A 23157-nucleotide genomic window follows, 5' to 3' on the forward strand; every position below is an offset into this window, starting at 1 on the left:
AGATCATCGCGGAGGCCTTTTCATCAGAGCATCGCCATATATTTTGGCAGTTCCCGCATGCTGGGCACGACGATCAACGTATGGACGTGTCCCCGCTTATAGGCATTGAGGAACTTATTGTAGTCTTCGAAGACGACACAGCCTGAGCTGTCACCACGACGGCGCAGCAGGTAAGTGTGGGTCAGGAAGCCGTCGCGGTTATACATCTTGGCATCGCCGACGGGGTTCATGCGAATGGCCTCGATGCCATGGAAACGGGCTTCGCGCATGCGCAGCTTGTAAACGTTGGGTGGCGTCGGCCCCATGTTCTTTACATGCACATATTTGGGATTGTCGCGCATGTGGCCACGACCGGAATGGGCGCGCAGCTTTTCGCCATTGGGCATGTGCACGACGGAATCCTCGATCACGTAGACGGCAATGCGGCTTCCCGGACCGGGCAGGCTGTTCTTGCGGTTGAAGATGCCCCCTGCCCCGTCATCCGTGGTGATCGGATTTTCCGGCTTGGCGTAGGCCAGCATGCCGAACAGCGTCTTTTTATTCGGCTTTTCAGTCGTGGTGACTGCAACAGGCGCTTCCGGAGCCGGCACGCGCTCGACACGCGGTTTGGCCTGCGGCTTGGCACCCGGAACCGGGCCGTCATCCGGCAGCGCACCGTGATCTTCTGTATGGGGTGCCGAGAGCAATTCCTCGAAGGGCTCTTCGCGCGGATCGGCCGTGGCCATCGTTTCGGATGCGCTTGGCGTTGCAGCATAGCCGAGGGCGACAGGTGCTGCCTCGGCCGTGTTCCTCGCGATGGAGGCGGTGACGACGGGATCAACGTCGTCTCTCTCGCTGCGGCGTTCATGGGCGGCAGTCGCAAGGGCGGCCTGCTGACGCCCCGCTTCCGCTTGAGCCAGCGCTTCGCGCAACACCGCAATGTCCTGTGCGCCGACAACGCTCTCCACACGGGCGAGCAGCAGGCGGTCGGACTTGTCGACCTCTGCAAGCTGCATGGCAGCGGGCAGCATCAGCAGACCCAGATGGTCGGTGGCGGCGATCGCCTCGGCAAAGCGGTTGCGCATCTCATCAAGGGCTGCGAAATCCGCCGATGGTGCCGGCACGGTCCGGGGCGGAAGCGGCTTCGAAAGGGCGAGATCCGGATTCGGCAGGCTGTGGCCCACCACGCTCGGTGCCTGGATTGTGGAGGATGACAGTCCCTTGATTACGGCGAGGCTTGCTGTGCCCCAGAAGAGGCAGGCCAGTGAGATGCCCAAGACCGTCGGCAGGCTGGAGCCGCGCTTATTTCTGCGCGACTTTGTCTTCTGAACGGCGGCGCGATCGCCACCGATGACCTGAGGGGTCAAGGACGCCATGATACCTGAACTCGCTTACCAAAACTCGGAGAACCGGTCGCCTAGCAGCGGAAACCGGCTTTACTGGGACAGGATGCCCGATGGTCGTCCTGTCGGCTGTCCTAAAGAATGAAGAAGTTTGGTAACCAAGAGGTTTACGCCCGGAGCTCCTTTGTGACATTTCCGGGCGCGGCGTCGAGATAGTTTCAAACGTGACGGGTCAACCCGCCATCAACCTTAAGGTTCTGACCCGTGATGTAAGCCGCACCATCCGAGGCGAGGAAGGCGATCGTGGCTGCGATTTCCTCGCTCGTACCGTAGCGTTTCATCGGCACACCATCACGCCGCTCCTCGGTCGCTGGCAGGCTGTCGATCCAGCCGGGAAGGACATTGTTCATCCGGATATTCTCGCCCGCATAGGAATCGGCGAAGAGCTTGGTAAAGGACGCGAGGCCTGCGCGGAAGACGGCCGAGGTCGGGAACATCGAAGATGGTTCAAAGGCCCAGGCTGTCGAGATGTTGATGATGGCCCCGGATTTCTGGCTCTGCATGATCGGCGTGACGAGGCGTGTCGGACGGATAACATTGAGAAGATAGACATCCATGCCTTTGGCCCATTGCTCGTCGGTGATCTCGAGGATCGGGGCCCGCGGGCCATGGCCTGCACTGTTCACGAGGACATCAATGCGGCCATAACGCTCCATCGTGCCGTCCACGAGGCGCGCAAGGTCTTCTGGAGACTGGTTCGACCCGGTGATCCCGAAGCCACCAAGTTCGGCGGCGAGTGCCTCCCCCTTGCCGGAGGACGAGAGGATGGCGACCCTGAAACCGTCGGCGGCAAGGCGCCTTGCGGCAGCCGCCCCCATACCGCTTCCCCCTGCCGTGACGATGGCGACCTTCTGACTGGACATGTCTGTATCTCCCTTTGATGGGAGCGAAGATCAAAGGTCAGCCCGGCGATGTCCAGTCAGAAATGCTGAAGGCCGGTGCAGCGTTTGCTGCACCGGCCTTGATGCATTTCGTGGAAGCGCAGGTTACCAGCTGCGAACGTCGAGAACGCGGTCCTTGTGCGCCGGATGGGTGGAGAAGACGAAGATGCGATCCAGCTCCTTCTGCGTCAGCAGGCGCAGGAAACGGATTTCGGCCGTGTTGTTGGCAAAGCTCTTCATCAGCACCGCACCCACCTTGTTGATGCGCGCATCCGGAATATCGAGATAGAATTCCTTGGGAAGATTGACCTGCGTGATCAGTCCGATCACCGCGCCGCTGAGCGATATGCGCAGGACGTCGCAACGCCGCGCTGCCATGTGGGACATGCCGTTCTCGGTGTATTCGAGGCGCCCGGCATTCATCGTATCCTCCATGCGATACCGGTTCTCCCGGTCATACATGAAGGATTCCTCCTTCTTCAGGAAATGAGATCCGCCGCTTGCTGCTCTCATCGTTTCTGCCCTCGTCTTTTTGTCAATTGTTATGGGCAAAAAGCTAACAGCGACAACTTAACAGTCGGTGTTGCCGCAAGGGCCATTCCTGACCACGAAAAAGCCCTGTTATCGGTAAGGATAACAGGGCTTTAAGCAGATTGGTCAAGTTATGGTCAGCGGCGGTAGGTCTGACCATCGGCGTCGAACAGATGGAGCTTGGTCTTGTCTGCGGAAAAGCGCAGCGTCTGCCCCTTTTTCACATCGACAATGCCGGGCAGTTTGACGACGATCGGCTCTTCTTCGACCGGCCCCTTGACATAGAGAAGCGTGACTTCGCCGAGTGCCTCGACGATGTCCACATTGCCCTCGAAGAGAAATTCCGCGCCGGTTGCGATCGCAAGATCTTCCGGTCGGACGCCAAAGCTTGCGGACTTGCCCTGTTCCGATGCGGCGATCGCCACATCAACGGTGACTTCCGAGCCATCCTTCAACTTGATCCGGGTCGCCTCGCCCGTGCCGATCACGGTCACCGGCATGATGTTCATAGCCGGCGAGCCGATGAAGCGGGCGACGAAGAGGTTGGCCGGACGCTCATAGAGTTCGAGCGGCGGGCCGACCTGTTCGATCTTGCCAGCCGAGAGCACCACGATCCGGTCCGCAAGCGTCATCGCCTCGACCTGATCGTGGGTCACGTAGATCATTGTGGTGTCCGCCATCTGCTCGTTGAGCTTGGCGATCTCGATGCGGGTCGCAACACGCAGGGCCGCATCGAGGTTGGACAACGGCTCGTCGAACAGGAAGACCTTGGGGTCGCGGCAGATGGCGCGACCGATGGCAACGCGCTGGCGCTGACCACCGGACAGCGCCTTCGGCAGGCGGTCGAGATAGGAATCAAGCTGAAGAATGTTCGCCGCGGAGCGAACGCGACGGTCGATCTCTTCCTTGCTTTCCCCGGCGATGCGCATGCCGAAGGCCATGTTGTCATAGACGGTCATATGCGGGTAGAGCGCATAGGACTGGAACACCATGGCAATGCCGCGCTTGGACGGCGGCACATCGTTGACGAGCTGGCCGTCGATATAGAGTTCACCGCCGGTGATGTCCTCAAGGCCCGCAATCATGCGCAGGAGCGTGGACTTGCCGCAGCCCGAGGGGCCGACAAAGACCACGAACTCGCCTTCCTTGATCTCCAGATCGATGCCGTGCAGGACCTTCACCTGCCCGTATGCCTTGCGGATGTCCTTGAGAACGAGACCCGTCATGCTTTCCTCCCCTGTCAGGCGTGGCGCGCGAAATAGGCGCCCCAAGCCGGCAACTCTACCTTGTTATCGTTGATTGCACTGTCAAAGCCGTGGCCTTCGAGCGCGATCCATTCGCCGGATGGCATGGCAATCGACGTTTGATCGGCGCTCATGTTGAAGATGCAAAGCAGCTTCTCATTGCCGAAGGCGCGGGTGTACACCAGCTGGTCATCGCCTGCCTCGTGGAAGGTGATGTCGCCCTTGGCAAAGGCCGGATACTGTCGGCGGAAGGCCAGGAAGCGACGATAGTGCTCGAGCACGGATTCCGGCTTGCCAAACTGCGTGTTGACCGCGCGCAGGTTATGTTCAACCGGGATGGGCAGCCAGGTCTTCTGCGCCGTCGAGAAGCCCGCCTGGGTCGCATGATCGTCCCAGACCATTGGCGTGCGGCAACCGTCGCGGCCCTTGAACTCCGGCCAAAACTGAATGCCATAGGGATCCTGCAGATCCTCGAAGGCGATTTCGGCTTCGGTGAGGCCGAGTTCTTCGCCCTGGTAGATGCAGACGGAGCCGCGCTGGGTCAAGAGCAGCGCCGAGGTCATCTTCGCATAGGCGTCGCGATCGAGAACGTTTGCTCCCCAGCGGGATACGTGGCGAACGACGTCATGGTTGGAGAAGGCCCAGCAGGCCCAGCCTTCAGGGGCTGCATTTGCGAATGCATTCTGCGTGTTGCGCACGACTTCCGGCGTCAGAGGTTCCGGCGCCAGGAATTCGAAGGCATAGCACATCTGCATCTTGTCATTGCCGGAGGTGTATTCGCCAACGATTTCCAGACCACGCTGGCTGTCGCCGACTTCGCCGACGGCGGCAATCGCCGGATACTCGTCGAGCAGCGCACGGAAGCGCTTCAGGAAGGCGATGTTCTCAGGGCGGTTCTTGTCGTAGATGTGTTCCTGGAAGTTGTAAGGGTTCACGGCCGGTGCGGTCGAGGCGTTGCGGCGCTCCGGTGCAAGCGGCGGATTGTCCCGCAGTTCCTTGTCGTGGAAGTAGAAATTGATCGTGTCGAGGCGGAAGCCGTCGACGCCGCGGTCGAGCCAGAAGCGTGTGGCCGCCAGGAGCGCATCCTGCACTTCCGGATTGTGCAGGTTCATGTCCGGCTGCGAGGTCAGGAAGTTGTGCATGTAATACTGCATGCGGGTTGGATCCCACTGCCAGGCGGACCCGCCGAAGATCGACAGCCAGTTGTTCGGCGGCGTGCCATCCGGCTTCGAATCTGCCCAGACATACCAGTCAGCCTTGGGATTGACGCGGCTCGAGCGGCTCTCGACAAACCAAGGGTGCTGGTCCGACGAGTGCGACATCACGAGGTCGATCATGACCTTGATGTTGAGGCGGTGGGCTTCGGCGATCAGGCCGTCGAAATCGGTCAGGGAGCCGAACATCGGATCGACGTCGACGTAGTTCGAGACGTCGTAGCCGAAGTCCTTCATCGGCGAGGCGAAGAAAGGTGAGATCCAGATCGCATCGGCGCCGAGATCGGCGATATGCGACAGACGGGCGGTGATGCCCTTCAGGTCGCCGATGCCGTCACCGTTGGAGTCCTGATAGGAGCGTGGGTAGATCTGATAGATCACCGCGCCGCGCCACCAGTCCTTGTCGGGCGTCATGACGGGATTTGCATCTGCACTCATTTAGATATTCCTGTTGGCTTGGTCTGAAACCCGGCGTCAGCCACCCTTCACCGATCCGGCAAGGAGGCCACGCACGAGGTAGCGTTGCATGAAGAAGAAGACGAGGAGCGGCACCGCGATCGACACGAAGGCGGCAGTCGCCAGGATTTCCCAGTTGCCGCCGCGCGTGCCCAGAAGCTCGACGATCTGGTTCGTCATCACGGTCGTCTCGCCGGTCGCATCGATCAGGAAGACCTTGGCGACGAGCAGGTCGTTCCAGGTCCAGAGGAACTGGAAGATGGCGAAGGAGGCGAGCGCCGGGAACGATAGGGGAAGGATGATGCGGGTGAAGATCTGGAAATCCGTCGCACCGTCCACCTTCGCGCATTCGATGATGTCGCGCGGGAGCCCCACCATGTAATTGCGCAGGAGGTAGATCGCGAGCGGCAGGCCGAAACCCGTATGGGCGAGCCAGACACCGAGATAGCCCTTGCCGATGCCGATCGACAAATGCAGACGCAGCAGCGGGATGAGCGCGAGCTGCAACGGAACGACCAGAAGTGCTACCACGGCCGCGATCAGAAGCGCGCGTCCGGGAAATTCCATCCAGGCAAGCGCATAGGCCGCAAAGGCTGCAATCACGATCGGGATGACGGTCGCGGGAATGGTGACCGTCAGCGTGTTGAAGAAGGCTTTTGCCATGGAGTCCGTGGTCGAGCCGGAAAAGAGGACCGTCTCGTAGTTGTCGAGCGTAAACTTCGGCGGCAGCTCGGCCGTCACGAAGATGCGATCACCGCGGCTTCCGGTCAGTTCGACATCACTTTCCAGACGATAGTCGCCATTGGCCTGGACGGTCACACGTGCATTGTCTCCCATTGGCGCGGTCGCACCGGGCTCGTATTCACTGATGGCACGCGAGGATGTTCCCCAGACCGAGATCTCTGCTTCGGCCGAAGCACCGCCTTCGCTGAGCAGATTGCCCTCGATGACCCAGAGATTGCCTTCCTGCTGCTGGGTGGACGGAGCTGCGGTTCTCAGCACGAGGTTCTGCTCCTGCGAGAACAGCGAGCTCCACCAGCCGCTGGTGGAAATCTGATCCGCAGTGCGGAATGACGAGATGAAAAGGCCCGCAGTCGGCAGCAGCCAAAGGATGACCAGTGCTACGACCGAGAGATGAACGGCCCAGACGAGACCGGATTTCTTGCCTGCAATCTTTGCCATGATCCCGCCTCCCCTCAGCGCATTTCTTTTCGAGCGTTGTAGACGTTCCAGACCAGGATCGGCAGGACCAGCAGCATGATCACCATGGCGCTTGCCGAACCGATGCCCCAGTCATTGGCCCGGAAGAGCTTGTCGAACATGTAGTTGGCAAGCACCTGCGTTTCCCACTGGCCGTTGGTCATCGCAAAGACGATGTCGAAGACCTTGAGAACGACGAGCGTGATGGTGGTCCAGACGACGACCACGGTTCCCATGATCTGCGGGATCTTGATCTTGAAGAAGATCTCAAAATCGTTCGCGCCATCGATGACGGCCGCCTCGATTGTCTCTTCCGGGATGCCGCGAATGGCCGCCGACAGGATGACCATCGCGAAGCCCGTCTGGATCCAGATCAGCACGACCATCAGGAAGAAGTTGTTCCAGAACGGAATCGTCAACCAGGTCTGCGGCTCGCCATAGGGATAGGCGAAGGTCATGACGATGTAGATGGAGACAAGCGCACGATAGCAGAGCCAGGCTCCGGCGAGCGTCAGCGCAACGCGAACGACGACACCGAATTTCGAGCTTCCGCCACGATGGCCGATTCCTCCGCCGAGGGGACGCAACAGCTGGTAAATGCCATAGGCGACGAAGGCAATGAACGCGAGGAGCAGCAGTGCCGGCAGGATACGCAGGGTCAGAACCGCCCCAAATCCGCCATCGAAAGACAGCCAGATGGCGTTGAGGATACCGATCTGCTCCTCACCCGCCGGTCGTGTGTCATACACCAGCTTGAAGATGACTGACGCACCGACGAAGGAGATCGCCATAGGCATGAAGATCAGCGATTTCGCGATGCTTCCCCAGGAAATGCGGTCGGTAAGCTGTGCGGCCAGAAGGCCGAAGGCTGTCGAGACTGCCGGTACCACAATCAGCCATAGCAGATTGTTGGTGATCGCCTCCCAGAACTTCGGTTCAGCAGCCATCCGCTCATAATTGGCCAAGCCGACAAAGGCTCCCCCTAAACTGCGGTCCGACACGGATAGCCAGAGCGTGGCGATGACGGGATAGACCAGATAGAAGCCGAGGGCGACAATGGCAGGAAACAGGAACAGCCAAGGGCGGATCATATTGGCGCGGTTAATATTGCGCCCTGCGTGCTCACCCTTGGCGGGGAACAGCACCCTGTCGACAAAAATATTCGACAGGTAGAAATAACCGACACATCCACCGACACCGATGATGATCGTGATCAGAGCCTGCAACGCTGGATTCATGATGGTCTCCCCCTCCGCATGCCTTCTGATTTTTGCGAGCGCCCGGGCGGTTTAGCCCGGACGCTCGTGAGGCAGTACTGCTCTATGGCAGCTTACTTGACGCCGTCCCAGGCTGTCTGGATCGACTTTGCAACATCTTCCGCGGACTTGCCACCGACATAATCGACCATGCCGGTCCAGAAGCTTCCTGCGCCGATGGCGCCCGGCATCAGGTCAGAACCATCAAAGCGGAACGTGGTCGCCTGCAGCAGGATGTCGTTCATCTTGCGGACGGTAGGATCCGTGAAGACTTCCGGGTTCACGCCCTTGTGCGGGGTGAGGAAGCCCTTCTGGGCCATCCAGACTTCATGGGCGATCGGCGACTTCAGGAACTCGATGAAAGCGCGAGCGGCCTTGCTGTCCTTTGTGATAGTGAAGGTCGTGCCAGCGCCAAGAACCGGGCTTCCGAGGTTCTTTTCGGCATAGGCCGGGAAGTAGAAGAAGTCTGCATCTTCACCCACCGACGTGCCTTCAGGGAAGAAGGACGGGATGAACGACGCCTGGCGGTGCATGTAGCACTGCGGCGGCGAGGCAAAGAGGCCCTTCGGGCTGTCGCGGAAGTCGGTCGAAGCGACGGCGCCGGCACCACCGACGACGAACTTGTCGTTCTTGGCGAACCAGCCGAACTCATTGATGGCATTGACGACGATCGGGTCGTCGAACTTCATCTCGTTGGAAACCCACTTGTCGTAGTCTTCCGGCGACGCCGTGCGCAGCATCATGTCCTCGACCCAGTCGGTGGCCGGCCAACCGGTGGCGGCACCCGAACCGAGACCGATGCACCACGGCGTACCACCGTCAGCGACGATCTTCTCGGTCAGAGCCTTGAGCTCTTCCATGGTCTGCGGGACTTCGTAACCGGCATCTTCGAAGTTTTCAGGCGAATACCAGACGAGCGACTTCAGGTCAGTCTTGAAGGGGAAGCCGTAGAAGGCCTTGTTGCCGTCCTGGCCAGCATAGGTGCCGAGATCGACCCAGGACTGGCCAGCGGCGTAGTTATCCTTAAGCCAGGATGCGTTTTCAGCGCCGAGATCGGTCAGGAAACCACGCTTCGCCATGTCGGACGCGAGGCCCGGCTGCGGGAAGATGGCGATGTTCGGGGCGGAGCCGGCTTCCAGATCGACGGCGATCTGCTGCTCGAAGCTGTCAGAGCCGGTGTAGCGGACATCCGCGCCGGTCGCGGCTGCGAAATAGGCCAGAACGCTTTCAACGAGGACCTGGTCCGGGCCCAGCCAGGGGCCAAAAATGGTGATCTGTTCGCCGTTGAGCTGGGTCTTCTTCAGCTCCTCGAAGCTTGCCCAATTGAACTTGGCATCTTCACCGGGAGCGAACTTCAATTCCTGTGCGCCGGCCGTGCCAGCAACGAGCGCGGCAGCAGCCACGGTCATCAAAAACAGTTTCTTCATGTGATTAACCTCCCATCACATCGGACGGCCAAACGTCCTTGGTCAGCGCATTATCCTCAAAGCGCTTTGGCCCCTATTTCATCCCATTGGGTTCCATATTGAGTCAAGCGCTTTTCTGGTTCTGCCGCATTTTGGCGCAACCCCTGGCACGGCCAGCAGCATCTGCATTGATTTAAAGCATTTTTCTCTTGTCGCCGACCGGGCGTCTGCGCCATAGTCGAAGCGCTTTGACCACCTGCGGAGGCAACTGGCGGTCTTGCACGGGAGAGGAATGCCAGCAGTGAATCTCAAAGAATTGTCGCAGATGCTCGGTCTGTCGCAGACGACGATAAGCCGTGCGCTCAACGGCTATCCGGAAGTGAACGCGGAGACGCGCAGGCGCGTGCTTCAGGCGGCAAAGGAGACTGGCTACCGTCCGAATCGGGCGGCCCAGCGTCTGGCGACCGGCAAGGCCGGATCCATTGGGCTGATCATGCCGATCTCGCCCGATCATAGCTCGGACATGCACTTCGCCGAATTCCAGAGCGGGCTCGCCGAAGCCTCGATCGTCCACGACTTCCATTTCGTCATCATGCCGTCACGGGCTGAAGAAGAGGAACAGGCCATCCGCTGGCTCGTCTCAAGCGGCAGTGTTGATGGTTACTATCTCGCCTATGTGCGCGAGAAAGATCCGCGGATCGCGATGGCGAAATCCTTGTCCCTGCCCTTCATCGTGCACGGTCGATCATCCGGTCTCGGTCTCGACTACCCCTTCCTCGATGTGGACAACGAAGGCGCCTTTTATGATGCGACACGCTTCCTGCTCCAGCTCGGGCATAAGCGTATTGCCCTGCTGAATGGACAGGCGGAGCTCGACTTCGCCTGTCGGCGTCGACTTGGAACGGAGAAGGCGCTTGCTGAGAAAGGGCTCCTGCTCGATCCCCGGCACACCCGGCACAGTTTCATGGGCGACGAGCAGGGCTATCGCGGCATGAAAGAGATCCTGGGCTTGCCCGATCGTCCGACTGCGGTTCTGTGTGCCAGTACCGTGCTTGCTCTCGGCGCCGTCCGGGCGATGAACGAATTCGGGCTGAAGCTCGGGACCGACATCTCGCTTATCGCCCATGACGACGAGTTGCCGCTGCTGAAACCGGAAAACTTCTCGACGCCCCTCACCACGACCCGCTCGTCGTTGCGCGCAGCAGGAAAGCGGGTCGGCGAGCGCCTGATTGCAATGATCAACCAGAGCGAACCAGCCTTGCCCGAGCAGGAATTGTGGAAGGTGGAACTGGTGGTGCGTGCCTCGACGGGACCGGCGCCGGCCTGAGCACGGCGCCCGGCGTAAGCCGTCAGAAGCGCGGCGCCGCCATGCCTGCCCGACGATGGGCTGCAATCACTGTGTTGGCCATCAGCATGGCAATCGTCATCGGCCCGACGCCGCCCGGAACCGGCGAGATCGCCTTGGCAACCGGCTTGCATTCGGCAAAGGCGACGTCGCCGACCAGCTTGAACTTGCCCTCGCCCTTCTCCGGAGCCGCAACACGATTGATGCCGACATCGATGACGGTCGCGCCGGGCTTCAACCAGTCAGCCTTGACCATCTCGGCGCGGCCGACGGCGGCGACCAGGATGTCGGCCTGGCGGGCGAGTTCCGGCAGGTCGCGGCTGCGAGAATGGCCGATAGTGACTGTGGCATTGGCATTCAGCAGAAGTTGCGCCATCGGCTTTCCGAAGAGGTTCGACCGGCCGATCACCAGTGCATTCAGGCCGGACAGGTCGTCACCATGGATCTGGCGGACAAGGATCATGGCACCGGCCGGGGTGCAGGAGAGCAGGCCCGTCTTCAAATCACCTGTCGCAAGCTTTCCGGCATTGACGATGTGCAGGCCGTCGACATCCTTTTCCGGCAGGATCGACTGGATCACCGGCTCGCTGTCGAGATGCTTGGGAAGCGGGAGCTGGACGAGGATGCCATCGATCTCGGGGTCGGCATTGAGCGAGGCGACCAGCGTCATCAGCTCGTCCTGAGATATCTCCTCCGGCAAGGTGTGCTGGATCGAGTTGAAACCGCACTGCTTGGCCATTCGGCTCTTCGCGCCGACATAGGCGTGACTTGCCGGGTCGTTGCCGATGATGACCACAGCCAGACCGGGCTTGCGATGGCCGGAGGTCTTGAGCGTCGTCGCTGCTGAGGTTACTGCTTCAATCACCGAAGCAGCGGCTGCCTTTCCATCGATTACCGTGGTCACTGTGCACAATCCCCGTCTAGAACTCGCAGCAAGCTAGCGCCAACATGCAGGCGCCGTTTGCCTGTCGCCGTCCTATGCTGTCAAAATGCGGCACATTGCAAGTGCAGGATTTCGCGGCCCTGGTGTCAGCCGGACATCGTTGCCGGCTGACTGAGCCGGTGACGCAGCACATAGGCGAGAAAGACGGGGATGCCGAGCACATAGCGTCGCCAGAGGCGCGAAGGCTCCCGCCAAAGACGAAACAGCCATTCGGACCTGAGTTGGCGGACCCAGTCAGGCGCACGGGGGACACGTCCCGAGACGAAGTCGAGCAGTGCGCCAACGCTGATCACGACCCGCGCATGATCGCCGGTCAGATGCCTGTCGACCCATTTTTCCTGCAGCGGCGTGCCCATGGCGACGAGCAGCAGATCGATGCGGGCCTGCTCAATGCGCTTGAGGATGAATGTCGGATCGGCACGGTCGAAATATCCATCGGAGATTTCGACGAATTCATGCCAGGGTGTGTGAAGGCGAAAGTTCTTGGCTGCATCCTGCAGCACCTCGGATGTTGCTCCGAGCAGCCCTACCCTGAGCGGCTTCGTGATGAAGGTCAGGGCTGCCGGGACGAAATCGGTCCCATTCAGGTTGGCCGAGAAGCGGTCTCCGTGCAGGAACTTCGCGGCGATATCGACACCGATGCCATCCGGCAGGACCAGACACCGACCGAGAACCTCGCGGTAATCGGGGTCCCGCATCATCACATTGGCATTGTTGGCATTGAGGAAGGCGATGTGTGTGAGGCCCGTGTCCTCGGTCAGCTTTTCCTCAAGAAGGGCGAGCGCTGGCTTCCAGCCCAGGTCGTGGACGGGCATGTCGAGGATCGGGCGTACGGGGACAATCGTTTGCGGAGCCGGGCCAACGACGTCGTCAGGCTCTCTCACTGCAGAAAATGACGAAGCTGGCATGGAAGGGGTCCCAAGGATTGATACCCAGAACCTATCAGTCACCGCTAAAATTCAGGTTAAGCTCCGCGCTACAATTCTCATGAGATGATCAATGCGGCGTTCACCATAAGGCCACGCGAATGGTCAATGCCCTGAGGATGCCGCCTTTTCCTCAACCTTTTCGCCTTCGACGACCGTGGTCTTCTCCATGGGCTTGGAACCACCGTCGGCAGCCTTGCGGGCGGCGTCCTTCGAGACGTAATCGAGCTGCTCGATCAGCACCTGAGCGATCATACCCTCACCGAGCCTTGCATTCATCTCGGTCTTGATCTGCTCACGAAACGAATTGACGTCGAAGGCGGAGACGTTGCCGATGTCGACCATCTTGTTGCCAACCAGCAGCGTGAACAGCTGGTCGGTCATCAATTCGGTCGTCGGCAGGTCCTGTCCTTTGAGCTTTTCCTTGTCCATCATGAAGGAGATGCGGGTCAGGAAATATCCGGTGACATCACCACCGCCGATGACCGGAATGGTGATGGACTCACCGCGAACGAGCTCGAGTGCGGCCGTCTTTGTTTCTTCCTCGCTCGGGCCGGCAGGGGCTGTCGCCAGATAGATCGAACCGTAGACGGCCCCCAGCGTGACGATGCAGACCCAAAGGCCGATTCCGAGTATCTTGCCCATCAGAACTCGCTGAACTGGAACTGTTCCTGAGAATAGGTGCCGTCACCGTCTGCGTCGCGAACCGCGTTCTTCAGGATGTCGGCAACCGCACGAACGGCCGCGAGATGCGCCTCGACGCGACGGGCGTTCAGAGCGAGCTTTTCCTTCAGAACATGGAGCTGCTCGACATAGTTGACCGCGAATTCGCGCGGGTCCGTGTCACGGAACAGCATGGTCAATTCGTAAAGGCAGCGGCTCTTGTGGGCGTTGGAAACCTTGAAGTCGAATTCCGGATCTTTGCCGATCCGCTCGTTCTCATTGTCGATGATACGCTCAAGCCGGCTCAGTACCGTCTTCACCCGATATTCGCTTGAAACAAATTCCATGAATTCTGCCCTGTCTTTCGAAAAATCGATCAATTCTTGTTATCGGTGTCGGCGCCGGCACCCAGGGTGCGGCGCTCCAGATCGGTCACCCAGCTCATGGCGAGCCCGCGATCTGTCTCGTCCGTGGCAGCATTCACGCTATCTTGTCCGCGCACGCGCTGGAGGGCTTGGTCATACATCTGCTCGGCGATGCCGACGCCGCCGGATTCAGACAGAACCGTGCCGAGTTGCTCGGCCATCATGCTCTTCCACATCTCGCCGGCATTGCCCTTGCCGTACACTTCCTCGCTCTCGTCCGGCAGCATGCTCTGGACGAAGTTGGTGAGATAAACGGCTTCAAAATCGCGGTAGATCTTCGGAGGCTTGCCGACATCCTCGGTCGGTTGCGCCGTCGCTTCGACGCGAGCGGCGTTGGCGCTGCGGTTCAGAATGTCGACAGTCGCGCCAAAACCTGCGCCCTTCTCGGCGAGACTGGTCGCCATGAAATTCGCCCGGTTGGCTTTCAGTTGTTCCTGAGCAGCGGCAACTTGTGCCGGATCAGCAGCACGGACAACGTCCAGCACCAGATCGCTTGGAGGAGAAATGGCCACGATGACATCCTCGATTTCGGTTCGAGGCGACTATCACTCCTGAAGCTTGCTGGAGGCTGGTGTGGCAAATTTCAGGTCGATCAGATCATAGATGGCATCGTCATCGCGCTCGCGCTCTTCGTGGTCGCGCGCATCCTTCATGTTTTCTTCCAGCCGGTCGCCCTTGGCGCGCTCGCGCATCAGCTTCATCTCCTGAACCTGCTGCAGACCGTGCAACTGCTTGTCCGTGTTGGACAGGCGATCGAAGCGGTCCGCATAGTTCTGGGCGAAAAGCCGGTGCAAGGGATCGAGCGATCCGATGGCATCCATGACCGTGTCCATCGAACGAGCGTTTTCCTCGATGCGTTGTGCGGTGATGCCCAGATCGCTTTCGGCCATCCGCTCCATGTGACGCTGTACGGCGACGAGACGCTTGAGTTTGTCGGATTTCTTTTGCGGTCCCAAGGCAGCCTCGTCAGAAATTGAAGATCATCGGGAAATTCTGGCCGAACTGCATGACCATGGCGGCGATGGTGAAATAGACCAGGAGCAGTCCACCCATCAGCAGATAAGGGGTCGAGATGTAGAATACGGGTACCTGGGGTGCGAGCTTGTTCACCAGACCGACGGCCACGTTGAACATCAGACCGAAGATCAGAAATGGGCTCGCCAAACGCAGCATCAGAAGGAAGGTCTGCGTCAGGGTGTCGGTCAGCGTGATCAGCATTTTCTGGCTGTCCGGCATGCCGCCGATCGGCATCACCGAATAGGAATCGAACAGCGCGCGAAACACCACATGGTGAAAATCCAACATGAAGAGCATGAGAAGGCCACCGAAAGAGATCAGATTGGTCATCTGGTTGTCAGGGGTGTCTTCGAGAACGTCTGACGCGCCCGGCGTGTTGAGGCCAATCGCCATCGAGATCGCCGAGCCTGCAAATTGCAATCCGAGCACATAGAAGCGCGGAACAAGGCCGTACATCATGCCAATCAGGAGTTCCGCGACAATGACGCCGATAAGAGAGGCCCCGCCCCCGGAGACCGTGGGGTACACGGTATCGAAGAGCAAAGGCGTCATGGCCAGCGAGATGGCAAAGGCAAGGAAGAACCGCACCGTCATCGAGATACGGGCCGAAGAAAAGCCCGGCAGGGTCATGATGCAGGCGCCGATGCGACAGAAAATCGCGATCAGTACCAGCACACTCCCCTGCGGGTCAGAAATCATGAAATGGAGCCCAGAATCTTGATCTCGATGCCCTTGGCGAGTTCCACATGTGAAAGGACCGGCAAGGTGGCAAAGAGTCGTTCGATGATCATGCGCACATAGGACCGTGTTTCGGGCGACGTGACAAGGACGAAGGGCAGGCCCCGGTCCATGAATTCACGGATAACCTGACTTGCCTGTTCGGAGAACTCTTCCAGGCTGCGCGGATCGATGTCGAATTCGACGATCTCGCCCTTGGCATCGCGCTTCAGCGCCTGGTGGAAGACGAGATCCCACTTGGAGCCGAGACGCAAGACGCGCAGGACACCGTTGTCGGTGAGGTCGCCGCAGAGCTGCTGGGCCATCCGGACACGCACATGCTCGACGATCTGCTCCGTCTTGCGGACATGCGGCGCGAGTTCGGCGACCGCTTCGAGAATGAGATGCAGGTTGCGGATCGAGACGCGCTCGGCGAGCAGCAGCTTCAAGACCGCCTGCAGGCCCGAATAGGACATATGCGACGAGCAGATCTCGTCGGCGAGCTTCTTGTACTCGGGATCCAGGCGATCGATCAGCACCTTGACGTCCTTATAGGACAGGAGCTGTGGCAGGTTGTTGCGGATGACTTCCGAGACATGGGTCAGCACGACCGAGACATTGTCGATCGGGTGGAAGCCTTCGCGCTTGAGTTCTTCTGTGAAGGTTTCGAGGACCGAGACCGCCGGCATGCCGAAAGCCGGTTCGCGGATCTCGTCGCCCGGTACGTTTGGCTTGCGACCAGAGCCTGTCACGACCAGAACTTCGCCGACACGCAGGTTGTTCGACGCGACCGTCGTACCGTGGATACGGATCTGATAGGCCTTTTCCGGGATCGCGATATCGTCGGTCACCTTGATTTCCGGCACGACAAAACCGTACTGGCTGGCGAATTTCTTGCGCATCTTGCCAACGCGGAAGGCGAGTTCCTGATGGGCCCCAAGCAGTCGGGTGGAGACAAGCTTGCCAAGGGCCAGTTCGATCTCGGAGGTCTTGAGAACAGACTTGACCGAATCTTTCTCGGCTTCCTTGTTCTGGATGACCTTCTTTTCTTCCTGCTCGCGCTTGACCTGATTTTCGGCCTCGAGGCGGCGCGGGATGAGCCAGGCACCGAAGGCCATCAGACCACCCAGAACGGTAAACGGGATCAGGGGAAGGCCGGGAACGAGCGCAAGTGCCCCCATCATTGCGGCCGCGACAGACAAGGCACGCGGATAGCCGCTCAGCTGATTGACCACAGCCTCGTCGGTCGAGCCGGGTGTGCCGCCGCGCGAGACCAGAAGGCCGGCGGCCAGCGAAACGATCAGTGCTGGTACCTGGGAGACGATGCCGTCACCGACGGAGAGCTTGACGAAGACGTCTGCTGCTTCACCGAGCTCCATGTCATGGCGGAAGTAGCCAATGACAATCCCGCCGACAACGTTGATGGCGGTGATGATCAGACCGGCGATCGCGTCGCCGCGGACAAACTTCGAAGCACCATCCATCGCACCGAAGAACGAGCTTTCCTGCTCCAGTTCACGGCGTCTGTGCTGTGCTTCCTTTTCGTCGATGATACCGGCCGAAAGGTCGGCGTCGATCGACATCTGCTTGCCGGGGATTGCATCAAGGGTAAAGCGGGCGCCGACTTCCGCGATACGCGTGGCGCCCTTGGTGATGACGATGAAGTTGACGGTGATCAGGATCAGGAAGACGATCAGACCGATGACGAAGTCGCCGCCCATCACGAGGTTGGAGAAGCCGGCGATCACCCCGCCGGCAGCCCCGTGGCCCTCGTGACCATGTGTTAGAATGACGCGCGTCGTCGCGATGTTGAGCGACAGACGGATCATGGTGGCGATCAGCAGGATGGTCGGGAAGGACGAGAAGTCCAGAGGGCGCTGAATCCAGAGCGCGACCATCAGGATCAGGACGGAAAGCGCAATGGAGAATGCCAGGCCGACATCGATCAGAAAGGGCGGTATGGGCAGAAAGAGGATGCACAGGATCATCACGATCCCGAACGCGAAACCGATGTCACGCCCGCTGGGGCTGGCCTTCGGGATTACGAGTGCAGGTGGTTGCGCCATGTCCATTCCATCTCTTCATGAGAAGTCACCCGGAAGACCATGCTTCCGGCAGTCTGCCTTGAAGAGATAGACGGCGAAGCTTGCGCGAGGGTGTCAGACCGCTCCGCTAGAAGCCTGACTGGATCCGCGAGAAAACGAGGTTGCTGAAGAGATTGATCTGGGCTCCGACGAAAGGCGCCGAGATGCCGATCGTGATCATGATGGCAAGGATCTTCGGCACGAATGTCAGGGTCATTTCCTGGACCTGGGTCAGCGCCTGGATCAACGCGATGACGACACCGACGATCATGCCGGCGGCCACGGCCGGCCCGGAAGCGATGATGATTGTCCAGATTGCAGCCTGGAGAATGTCGAGAGCGTCTGCCTCATTCATGAGACGGTATCCTTTCGGAGTGGCGAATCACGCCTTCCACTCCGAAAGGCCTAGCATGTCACGTGCCGCTCGTCGTGGGCTTGGTCCCGACGCGGACGCCCACGGTGATGGGGATTTCCTTGCCCTCAGCGGTCGTTGCCACCATCGTGTCGCTATAGACGCGAACCGAGGCGATGACGCCGGTGGTCTTTTCATCGGCGCTGGTGATGGTCTTGCCGATGTAGGAGGAGGCGTTGCTCAGCGCGTTGCCGGTGATCAACGTCTCGAGGTTCGAGTTCGTCTGGATCGTCTGCTCGACCTGGGAGAAGGTGGCAAGCTGCGAGATCTGCTCCGTCGCATCCATAGGATTCGTCGGATCCTGGTTCTTCATCTGGGCGATCAGGAGCTTCAAGAAGCTATCGTAATCGATCGATGCCTTCTCGGCAGCCTTGCTCGCCGTGCTGCTGGTGGCAGACGATGTCGTCGTGGCCGCAGTGGTGGCAGCTACACCGTCTACCGCCATGGCGCAATCTCCTTGCGGATCTGCTCGATGGTCGCCGGCGTCATTTCCTGGTTGTTCAGGATGCGGTCCTCAATCGGATAGAGCTGACGGATCGCCTTCAAGGCATCGAAAGCGCGACCGGAGGAGACCATGCCATCGATGCGCTTCAGCTCAGCGAGGATCTCTTCGTTCTCGAAGCAGGACAGCAGCATGATGACCGACTTGCGGAACATCGCCAGCGACTGATCCTTGCCTTCCGGATTGATCAGCATCATCTGGGCGATGAAGTAGAGCTGACGCAGCGGCGTGGTCGCCTGCTCCGGCTGCAGAACGTGGTTCTCGAGCAGGAAAGTGACATCGTTCAGGAACTCGAGGGCAACCTTGCGGTCGACGCGCAGAACCGCTCCATTGATGAAAATACGTTCGCCCGACTTGAGCGAGATGCGCAAAGTGCTCTTCATTTAAGTCCATCCCTGATGATGGTTGTCACGTCGATGATGCCCTGGAAGTTCTCGGACTCACGCTTGCGGATCCGGTCACACTCTTTCAAAATCCAGATGGCGATGGAAATCAGATTGGCGCGTACTTCGTCGCCGAGCTGGTTCTCGGGGTTTTGCAGATCTTCGATCAGCCGGATCCAGACCCGGCGGGTATAAAACAGAGCTTCGATCGCCTCGCGGGAGTAGCCCTTCTTTTCACGGGCCGCGCTCAGAAGCTGGATGCAACGGTCAAGGGCCTGCCGTTCGCGCTCCTTGGCGTCAGCGACGCCATCTTCCATAATCTCGGCATATGAGAACTGGTACATTCAGTTGCCCTTCAGGTTCATTTCACCCTTTGCTCATCAAAGGTAGTTTACAAGACTCAAGCCCTGGATCCTCGATGTCAGCGTGTATGATGCTTCCACCATGGCAAGCAGAGAGTTAACGCGAGTCGACGCTTCGTACGCATCTACTTCAATTTTGCTCGACAGGCTGGTTTCGATAATATCCACCTGAACCTTGAGCGAGGCATCCGCCTTCTCAATTCGGTTCTCGGAAAGACCAAGTTCCGAGCGCGTCGAGTTGATGCCGGTGATGGCGCGGCCCGTGTAGTCGATCGCCTTGTTGATCGCGACCGTCACTGCGGCGGCCGGCGCACCGATCGTCATGAGTTCCTTGGTCACGATGGCAGAGAGCGCGAAGTAGCGGAAACCGTCTTCATTGGCCGAGGCCGATGTCTGGACAGTTTCAGACTGCGTGATGCGGCTGGTCATCGCCTGGTCGGTCGCGTTCGACCAATCGGTGTTCCAGTCGGCTCCGGTATACATCGGCTCCAGCGTGGAGGTGATGAAATCCTCCATGCTCGGGACTGCACCACTCGGGACGATCGTCGCGACGCTCGCCGTATCGGTCGGCGCGAAGCCGAAATAGGCGGTAAAGGCGTTGTCGAAAGCCGTCTTCGCCGGCGACGTGTCCGTGTACTCGCTGAACGGCTTCACATCGGTGTTGATGCCTGCGAACAGGAATTCACCATTGGCCGACTGGTTGGCCATGCTCGTCATCGTCGAGAGGGAGTTCGATACGGTCATCACGGTGGTGTTGATCGTGTCGCTGTTCGACGACCCGGAGATGGTGATCAGCGCGTTGTTCATCTCTTCGGCGGCGGTCGCGATCTGCTTCAGCGCTTCCTGGGAGGCGGACAGTCGCTGCGTCGCGATCGAGTTGTTGCTGATCATCGAGTTCAGCCGCAGGCTTTCACGGTTCAGGTCCACGACGGTCGAGGTCTTGCTGCCCAGTTCGGCACCGATGTCGGCGTAGAAGCCGGTGCTGACTTCCTGCTGTGACTTCAAGAGCTCATTTTGCGCCTGCCGAATGGTCAGTCGCATGGATGTCTGGGTGGAAAGATTGGAGACGCTAGCTGTCGACATTGGGATTACCTCACCATATCCATGACGGCCTTCAGCATCTCATCCACCGTTGAGACGAGCTTGGCTGCGGCCTTATAGGACTGTTCGACATCGAGCAGCATCGAGAGTTCTTCGTCGAGACTGACCGCCGTCTTGGAGGAGTAGGTCTGGAACGTACGCTCATAGAGCGCCTGCTTGTTTTCAAACGCCGTCGAGGCGTTCGAACGCAGCTCTTCGAGCCAGCCGATCGAGTTGCTGGCGAAGGACAAAACACTTGCATCCGTCTTCAGGTCCGCATCGGCGGAGAAGCTTCTGTTCGCGGCGAGTTCGTCGACATAGCTGTTGATCAGATCGGTGAAGCCCGATGATCCATCGACGTTCTGCACATAGGCGGCGCCATTGATGCCACCGTCACGGATCAGCATGGGATCGCCGCCGGCATCCGAGCGAACGGCCGGATTGACTTGAATGAGGGCAGCCAGGCCAGGCTCGACCGTTCCCGTCAAGGGAATTGTGCCGGTCGGCCAGGTGAACAGGCCCGGCAGTTCGCCGCCGCCGCCGGTGTCGACTTCCTGGAAGGCTTCGATCAGGCCACGCGCGATTTCATCGAGCTGGGTCTGGAAGGTCGGCGCAATGACATCGCGGATCTGAACGAGCGAAGCAAGCGAACCCTGGCCATCGGTATTGCCGCCGATGCCGGCGCGAACCGCCGTTCCGTCGATGTAGATGGCATTGCCGGAGACGGTCGAATCATAGGTAAAGGTGCGCACGAAGCTGACTTCGCGCGGCTCCGTCTCGAACAGCGTCGTGCCGTCATAGGTGTACAGAACCATGTCGCTGTTATCGCGCATGTTCACGGACACGCCGACGATATTGGAGATCTCCTTGAGGAGCGTGTCGCGGCGATCGAGATAGTCGTCGGCATTGCCGCCGGTCGCCGTCTGACGCACGACCGTGTCGTTGACGATCTTGAACTCGGCAAGCAGCTTGTTCAGCGACTCGACCTGCTGAAACATCTGCGCATCGGTGTCTTCGCGCAGTTTCTGCGTCGACATCGTCGTATTGTTCAGCGAGTTGACGACGTCGATTGCATCCGTCACGACCGTGGAAGCGAGTGCGTATTCGCCCGGGGCGGCGGCGAAAGCCTGCAGGCTGCTTTGCAGGTTCGCGAGATAGTTGGATGGCGACAATTCCTTGTCATTGCCACCAAGCGCATTGGAAAGCGTGGTCAGGCCGTCCAGAAGTGTCGACTGCGCACTCTGCTGCCCCGTCGACGATGCCATCTGGCGCAGCAGAGCCATCTGCTGCGACCGTTCATTCTGCACCGTCGAGAAACCGTAGACGGTCTGCGTGACCACCGCATCACGGCGCACGTAGTTCTCGTTGCCGGTGTTGGCGATGTTCGTCGAGATTACGGACGTCTGCTGGGACGTATTCCGGAAAATCGAGTTGGCCGTATTCAGTGACGATGCAAGCGACATAGGACTAACCTACTCTTTCGATTATCTCTTCAGGTTGACCAGGACTTCCATCAATTCGGAGCCGGTCTGGAATACCTTGGAGTTTGCAGTGTAGTTGCGCTGGGACTCGATCATCGCGGTGAGCTCTTCAGCGACATCCACGTTGGAGTCTTCAAGTGCGCCCGACAGGATCGTGCCGAAGCCGCTGGAGCCGGCATAGCCAAGGATGACGACACCGGAGTCGTTCGACTGGGTGTACATGTTGCCGGCCACCGGATTGAGATTGTCCGGGCTCTGGACACTGGCGAGCGCGACGCGGAAGGTCGGCACCAAATCGCCGTTGTCGTAGGCAATCGAAACGATGCCCTTGTCGTCGATTTCGTAACCCTTGACCTTCGAGGCGGCGTTGCCGTCCACCTTGCCCAGCTGGACGGAGAAATCCGAGGCGAGCTGGGTCGTATCGCCAATGCTGATCAGGATACCGGTACCAGGGTCGCCGACTTCAGCGCCGTCTACAGTGTAGGGATCAAGCGGCAGCTCGGCTGGATCGGGAGTTACGAGTTTGCCGTCCGCGTCAAAAACCAACGTTTGGGGCGCAAGGACCTGAGTGCCGTTATCCCGTTCAACCGCAGAGACCTCCCACGTATTGTCGGCGATCTTCTCATAGGTGAAATCGATCAATCGGCTTGATCCTTGACTGTCAAAGACGGTCAGAGACGTCTTCTTGATGTCAGTGGCAACACCTACCTCGGCCGAGTTCGGCAGGTTCACGTTCAGCGTGCCTGTCAGTGATCTGACTGCCGAAATCCCCGAACCGGAGAGGTCCACTGGCTCCAAGCCATCGAAACCATTCACGACAATCGTCGGATCGACCTCAGAATCATAGGGATAACCCTGCAGCGTATAGCCGGCCGTGTTCTTCAGGGTTCCGTCGTCCTGCAGAACAAAGGAACCGGCACGCGTCATATAGGGGGTGCCGTCGTCGCCCTTGACGATGAAGAAGCCGTCGCCATTGATGGCGAGGTCCGTCGTCGACGTCGTGTAGCTGAAGGTACCCTGGCTCGAAATCGAGTAGCGCACGTCCGTTTCGACACCGCCGGAATTGTAGGCGCCGTTCGTGGTCGGCAAAATCATGGATGAAAATTGCACCGAGGCCTTTTTGTAGCCGACAGTGCTGGAATTGGCGATGTTGTCAGCGACGGTGCTCAGCCGGTTCGACTGGGCATTCATGCCGGAGACACCCGTTCGCATGGTTCCGTAAAGGCTCATGTCAAAATCCTCGTTTG

Annotated in this window: 24 protein-coding genes; 1 reads left to right on the forward strand and 23 read right to left on the reverse strand. The window is 59.4% G+C overall.

Annotated elements, in window-relative coordinates; genetic code table 11:
* Nucleotides 1-23 precede the first annotated feature (23 nt).
* The 8 genes from BSY240_RS10295 to BSY240_RS10330 all read right to left on the reverse strand — a co-directional run bounded on the left by BSY240_RS10295 (nt 24) and on the right by BSY240_RS10330 (nt 9591).
* Nucleotides 24-1355, reverse strand: coding sequence for a tlde1 domain-containing protein (locus tag BSY240_RS10295; protein ID WP_069042248.1), 1332 nt, complete (start codon nt 1353-1355; stop codon nt 24-26).
* A gap of 185 nt (nt 1356-1540) precedes the next feature.
* Nucleotides 1541-2245: an SDR family oxidoreductase gene (locus tag BSY240_RS10300; RefSeq protein ID WP_069042249.1), complete on the reverse strand. Its 705-nt coding sequence runs from the start codon at nt 2243-2245 to the stop codon at nt 1541-1543.
* 123 nt (nt 2246-2368) lie between these two features.
* A complete protein-coding gene (locus BSY240_RS10305) occupies nt 2369-2776 on the reverse strand; it encodes a hypothetical protein (protein WP_054150821.1) in 408 nt (135 codons plus the stop codon).
* A gap of 155 nt (nt 2777-2931) precedes the next feature.
* Entirely contained in the window at nt 2932-4020 is a 1089-nt protein-coding gene (locus BSY240_RS10310) for an ABC transporter ATP-binding protein (RefSeq protein ID WP_069042251.1), read from the reverse strand.
* 14 nt (nt 4021-4034) lie between these two features.
* Nucleotides 4035-5690, reverse strand: a complete 1656-nt coding sequence (bglA, locus tag BSY240_RS10315) for a beta-galactosidase BglA (protein WP_069042252.1) — start codon at nt 5688-5690, stop codon at nt 4035-4037.
* A gap of 36 nt (nt 5691-5726) precedes the next feature.
* Entirely contained in the window at nt 5727-6890 is a 1164-nt protein-coding gene (locus tag BSY240_RS10320) for a carbohydrate ABC transporter permease (protein ID WP_069042253.1), read from the reverse strand.
* A gap of 14 nt (nt 6891-6904) precedes the next feature.
* Nucleotides 6905-8146 carry a carbohydrate ABC transporter permease gene (locus BSY240_RS10325; RefSeq protein WP_069042254.1) on the reverse strand — a complete coding sequence of 414 codons (1242 nt, stop codon included), beginning with the start codon at nt 8144-8146 and terminating at the stop codon, nt 6905-6907.
* 92 nt (nt 8147-8238) lie between these two features.
* Entirely contained in the window at nt 8239-9591 is a 1353-nt protein-coding gene (locus tag BSY240_RS10330; RefSeq protein WP_054150826.1) for an ABC transporter substrate-binding protein, read from the reverse strand.
* 280 nt (nt 9592-9871) lie between these two features.
* On the opposite strand from BSY240_RS10330, the gene BSY240_RS10335 reads away from it, so the two are divergent.
* Nucleotides 9872-10897, forward strand: coding sequence for a LacI family DNA-binding transcriptional regulator (locus BSY240_RS10335; protein ID WP_069042255.1), 1026 nt, complete (start codon nt 9872-9874; stop codon nt 10895-10897).
* A gap of 22 nt (nt 10898-10919) precedes the next feature.
* Here the strand turns inward: BSY240_RS10335 and folD are convergent, their stop codons facing one another.
* The 15 genes from folD to BSY240_RS10410 all read right to left on the reverse strand — a co-directional run bounded on the left by folD (nt 10920) and on the right by BSY240_RS10410 (nt 23140).
* Nucleotides 10920-11819, reverse strand: a complete 900-nt coding sequence (gene folD, locus BSY240_RS10340; RefSeq protein ID WP_069042256.1) for a bifunctional methylenetetrahydrofolate dehydrogenase/methenyltetrahydrofolate cyclohydrolase FolD — start codon at nt 11817-11819, stop codon at nt 10920-10922.
* Between the two features lie 125 nt (nt 11820-11944).
* Entirely contained in the window at nt 11945-12766 is an 822-nt protein-coding gene (locus BSY240_RS10345; protein WP_150127450.1) for a WecB/TagA/CpsF family glycosyltransferase, read from the reverse strand.
* Nucleotides 12767-12889: 123 nt separating this feature from the next.
* A complete protein-coding gene (locus tag BSY240_RS10350) occupies nt 12890-13429 on the reverse strand; it encodes a flagellar basal body-associated FliL family protein (RefSeq protein ID WP_054150829.1) in 540 nt (179 codons plus the stop codon).
* On the reverse strand, nt 13429-13794 hold the full coding sequence (locus BSY240_RS10355) for a hypothetical protein (protein ID WP_054150928.1): 366 nt from the start codon (nt 13792-13794) through the stop codon (nt 13429-13431). Before BSY240_RS10355 ends, BSY240_RS10350 begins: the two co-directional genes overlap by 1 nt.
* Before the next feature lie 29 nt (nt 13795-13823).
* Nucleotides 13824-14384, reverse strand: coding sequence for a rod-binding protein (locus BSY240_RS10360; protein ID WP_069042257.1), 561 nt, complete (start codon nt 14382-14384; stop codon nt 13824-13826).
* A 33-nt stretch (nt 14385-14417) separates the two neighbouring features.
* Nucleotides 14418-14771, reverse strand: coding sequence for a hypothetical protein (locus BSY240_RS10365; protein WP_052018175.1), 354 nt, complete (start codon nt 14769-14771; stop codon nt 14418-14420).
* 67 nt (nt 14772-14838) lie between these two features.
* Nucleotides 14839-15588, reverse strand: a complete 750-nt coding sequence (locus tag BSY240_RS10370; RefSeq protein ID WP_054150831.1) for a flagellar biosynthetic protein FliR — start codon at nt 15586-15588, stop codon at nt 14839-14841.
* Nucleotides 15585-17672: a flagellar biosynthesis protein FlhA gene (gene flhA, locus BSY240_RS10375; protein WP_054150929.1), complete on the reverse strand. Its 2088-nt coding sequence runs from the start codon at nt 17670-17672 to the stop codon at nt 15585-15587. The genes BSY240_RS10370 and flhA overlap by 4 nt, the downstream gene beginning before the upstream one ends.
* Nucleotides 17673-17778: 106 nt before the next feature.
* Nucleotides 17779-18045 (reverse strand): flagellar biosynthetic protein FliQ, encoded by a 267-nt coding sequence (locus BSY240_RS10380; RefSeq protein ID WP_054150832.1) that lies wholly within the window; start codon nt 18043-18045, stop codon nt 17779-17781.
* A 58-nt stretch (nt 18046-18103) separates the two neighbouring features.
* The gene (flgD, locus tag BSY240_RS10385; protein WP_069042258.1) at nt 18104-18547 is read right to left on the reverse strand and encodes a flagellar hook assembly protein FlgD; all 444 of its coding nucleotides are present in this window, start codon (nt 18545-18547) and stop codon (nt 18104-18106) included.
* Nucleotides 18538-18987 (reverse strand): flagellar biosynthesis repressor FlbT, encoded by a 450-nt coding sequence (flbT, locus tag BSY240_RS10390; RefSeq protein WP_054150834.1) that lies wholly within the window; start codon nt 18985-18987, stop codon nt 18538-18540. Before flbT ends, flgD begins: the two co-directional genes overlap by 10 nt.
* The gene (gene flaF / locus BSY240_RS10395; protein WP_006726381.1) at nt 18984-19331 is read right to left on the reverse strand and encodes a flagellar biosynthesis regulator FlaF; all 348 of its coding nucleotides are present in this window, start codon (nt 19329-19331) and stop codon (nt 18984-18986) included. Before flaF ends, flbT begins: the two co-directional genes overlap by 4 nt.
* A 36-nt stretch (nt 19332-19367) precedes the next feature.
* Nucleotides 19368-20432 (reverse strand): flagellar hook-associated family protein, encoded by a 1065-nt coding sequence (locus BSY240_RS10400; protein ID WP_069042259.1) that lies wholly within the window; start codon nt 20430-20432, stop codon nt 19368-19370.
* A 5-nt stretch (nt 20433-20437) separates the two neighbouring features.
* Nucleotides 20438-21892: a flagellar hook-associated protein FlgK gene (gene flgK / locus BSY240_RS10405; RefSeq protein WP_054150836.1), complete on the reverse strand. Its 1455-nt coding sequence runs from the start codon at nt 21890-21892 to the stop codon at nt 20438-20440.
* 21 nt (nt 21893-21913) lie between these two features.
* Nucleotides 21914-23140, reverse strand: coding sequence for a flagellar hook protein FlgE (locus BSY240_RS10410; RefSeq protein WP_054150837.1), 1227 nt, complete (start codon nt 23138-23140; stop codon nt 21914-21916).
* Nucleotides 23141-23157 lie beyond the last annotated feature (17 nt).

It is taken from the genome of Agrobacterium sp. RAC06 (genome assembly GCF_001713475.1).
In the GTDB taxonomy this organism is placed as follows: domain Bacteria; phylum Pseudomonadota; class Alphaproteobacteria; order Rhizobiales; family Rhizobiaceae; genus Allorhizobium.